The organism is Micromonospora sp. 4G55 (genome assembly GCF_016803375.1).
Window position 1 is genome coordinate 1 of sequence record NZ_JAEVHN010000760.1, and the last position, 2,739, is coordinate 2,739.

The following is a 2,739-nucleotide window of genomic DNA, read 5'->3' on the forward strand; positions in this document are numbered from 1 at the left end:
GGGGCGGCGCCCAGCCAGCGCAGCAGCAGCGGGGTCAGCGCCGCACCCGCCGCCGCGGCGAGCCACGCCGCCGAGCTGGCCGGCCCGAGCAGCGCCGCCGCCCGCTCGGGATTGCCGACCACCTCGGCGAGACGGACCGGCAGCAGCGACTCGAAGGTCACCATGCCGAAGCCCCAGAACAGCTCGACGGCGACCAGGGCGAGCAGCACCCGGGAGCGGCGCAGCAGGCCGAAGGCCTGGCCCACCATCCGGGGCGCCTCGACGACCGAGGCGCGCAGCGCGCCGGCGCCCTTGGCCGGGCCGGCCTCGACCAGCAGGAACAGCAGGGCCGCCAGGGCCACCGCCTGGAGGGCGATGGCGACCAGGACCGGCACGGTGAGGGCGCTGACCGGCCCGACCGGGCCGAGGGCGATCAGGCCACCGCTGAGCAGCGCCCCGCCGGCGATGGTCACGCCGGAGACGGTGCCGGCGAAGCCGAGGCCGGCCTCGTACTCGGCCTTCGGGTCGGCGGCGAGGGTGGCGTCGACGTACCAGGACTCCAGGGGGCCGCTGTCGAGCGCCCGGTAGACGCCCTGCAAGGCCCAGACCAGGAAGAACAGCGCGAAGGAGTCGGCCACCGCGAAGAGCCCGAGCGAGACCAGGCTGAGTGTCCAGGCGGCGGCCAGGACGGGCTTGCGGCCGAGGGCGTCGGCCAGGCCGCCGGTGGGCAGCTCCAGCGCGAGCACCACCAGCCCCTGCGCGACGGAGACCAGGCCGATCTCGGAGAGCGACAGGCCGCGCTCCTGCATCAGCAGGATCATCACCGGGATCATCAGCCCGGTGGGCAGCCAGCGCAGACCGTAGAGGGTGAGGTAGCGGAACCGGACCTGGCGTACGGACAGCGCGCTCACCGCCGGCCCTCCAGCATCGGGTAGCCGGCGAGGAAGAGGTGCACCGGCTCGGCGCCCGGCGCGGCCGGGTCCGCCTCGTCGTGGTACCGCTGCATGACCTGCCACACCTCGGCCTTGAGCGCCTCCATCCGCTCCGGCGGGATGACCATGAAGATGTCGCCCATGCCGAAGGCGTCCCGCCAGGCCGGCGACCATTCGCGCTCGGCGGCCAACCACTGCTCGGCCCGCTCGACCAGCAGGCGCACCTGGTCGCCGTGGATCCACTGGATCGCCGCGCGGGCGTCCGGGTCGTCGTCGAAGTCGGTCGGCTCCCAGCTGGTGACGTCGTGCGCGGCCTGCCACCAGCGTTGCCGCCCGCTGCCCCGGTCGGGATCCTCGGCGACCAGCCCGACCTCGGCGAGCTGCCGCAGGTGGTAGCTGGTCGCGCCGGTGTTGGTGTCGAGCAGCTCGGCCAGCGCCGTGGCGGTGGCCGGCCCGGTAGTGCGCAGCGCGCCGAGCAGTCGCATCCGCAGCGGGTGCGCCAGCACCCGGACCTGCCGGTGGTTGAGCCGGACCTCGCGCGGTGCGGCGGCGTTCTCGTCGTTCCCCATGACTGCACAATATCTGTGCACACTTTCTCTGCACAATAGTTGTGCAGAGAAAGTGTGCGTCAGTGCCGCGAGAAGAGGTTCGGGTCAGGCCGCGAGGAGTTCGGTGACGCCGCGCAGCCGGGTCCGCAGCAGCGCGGCGGCGCGCGCGGAATCCAGCCGGACGTCGGTGGGGCGGACCAGCCCCGCCGCCGGGCCCGTGGTGGTCTTCATCCCGGCCGGGTCCAGCCCGAACCGGCGGGCCACCAGCAGCCCGAGCCCGGCCCGGCTGACCGCCTCCGGACCGGCGACGTTGAGCAAGCCGGCGTGATCGCCGTCGACCAGTTCGAGGACGGCGTCGGCCAGGTCGGTGACGTCGACCGGGCAGCGCAGCTCGTCGGTGAAGAGGGTGGCCCGGCCGGCGAGCGCGTCCCGACAGAGCTGGATCTGCTTGCTCCCCTCCCCCACGATCAGCGAGGTCCGCACCAGCACGGCGCTCGGGTCGATCGCCCGCACCGCGGTCTCCGCCGCCGCCTTCGCCGCCCCGTACGGGTGGATCGGGGTGGGCGGGTCGTCGTCCAGATAGGGCGTCGGGCGCCCGGCGTGCAGCGCGTCGCTGGACACGTGCACCAGCCGCGCCCCCGCCTCGGCCGCCGCGTACGCGATGTGCGCCGCGCCGTCGGCGGTGACCGCCCAGTCGTCGTTGCGGTAGGGGGTGCCGACCACGGCGGTCGGCCGGACCGCCGCGACCAGCCGGCGCACCGCCTCCCGGTCGGTCACGTCGAGCTGCCGGGTCGCCAGACCGGGCAGCGCGACGGGGTTGGCGTGCCAGGTCCCCACCACCGGCCGGCCCGCCGCGACCGCGCGCCGGCAGATCTCCCCGCCCAGGAAGCCACCGGCTCCCACCACGAGCACGCGTCATCGCGTCCCCCGTCTCCCCGGCCCCGCCGACCGTCGCCTCGCCGTCCTTCGGGCGCAGCACGGTGGCGGTGTCCGGGGGCGTGCAGCCCGGCCCGGTAAGGGTCGGCGGCGGTGATCTCGATTACGGCGGTCCCCCCGAAACGGCCCAGAACCGGACGAACAACCTTCGGATTCGTTCCCACTCGTCGGACCTCCACCAAGGATGCCCTTCAACACCCGGGTCCGGGTCACCAACCCGGACAACGGCAAGTCGGTGACCGTCCGCATCCTGGCGGCACCGCCGGCTGTGAGCAGGATTCGCGCGTTGCGTGCGCTGTCCGCCTGTTCGTGGTTGCCGGTGACCATCGCAGCGGCGATCTGGA

Annotated in this window: 3 protein-coding genes; all 3 read right to left on the reverse strand. The window is 74.2% G+C overall.

Features of this window, described 5'->3' with window-relative positions; all coding sequences use genetic code 11:
• A partial coding sequence (locus JNW89_RS33740) for an MFS transporter (RefSeq protein ID WP_238452123.1) occupies positions 1 to 890 on the reverse strand: 890 nt, incomplete at its 3' end.
• Positions 887 to 1,480 carry a transcriptional regulator gene (locus JNW89_RS33745; RefSeq protein ID WP_238452124.1) on the reverse strand — a complete coding sequence of 198 codons (594 nt, stop codon included), beginning with the start codon at positions 1,478 to 1,480 and terminating at the stop codon, positions 887 to 889. The genes JNW89_RS33745 and JNW89_RS33740, both read right to left, overlap by 4 nt.
• An 84-nt stretch (positions 1,481 to 1,564) precedes the next feature.
• Positions 1,565 to 2,371 carry a sugar nucleotide-binding protein gene (locus tag JNW89_RS33750; protein ID WP_238452125.1) on the reverse strand — a complete coding sequence of 269 codons (807 nt, stop codon included), beginning with the start codon at positions 2,369 to 2,371 and terminating at the stop codon, positions 1,565 to 1,567.
• Between the last annotated feature and the right edge of the window lie 368 nt (positions 2,372 to 2,739).

Excerpts from the sequence above, each read along its gene's own strand:
- JNW89_RS33745 (WP_238452124.1), bottom strand. The coding sequence starts at position 1,480 with ATGGGGAACGACGAGAACGCCGCCGCACCGCGCGAGGTCCGGCTCAAC.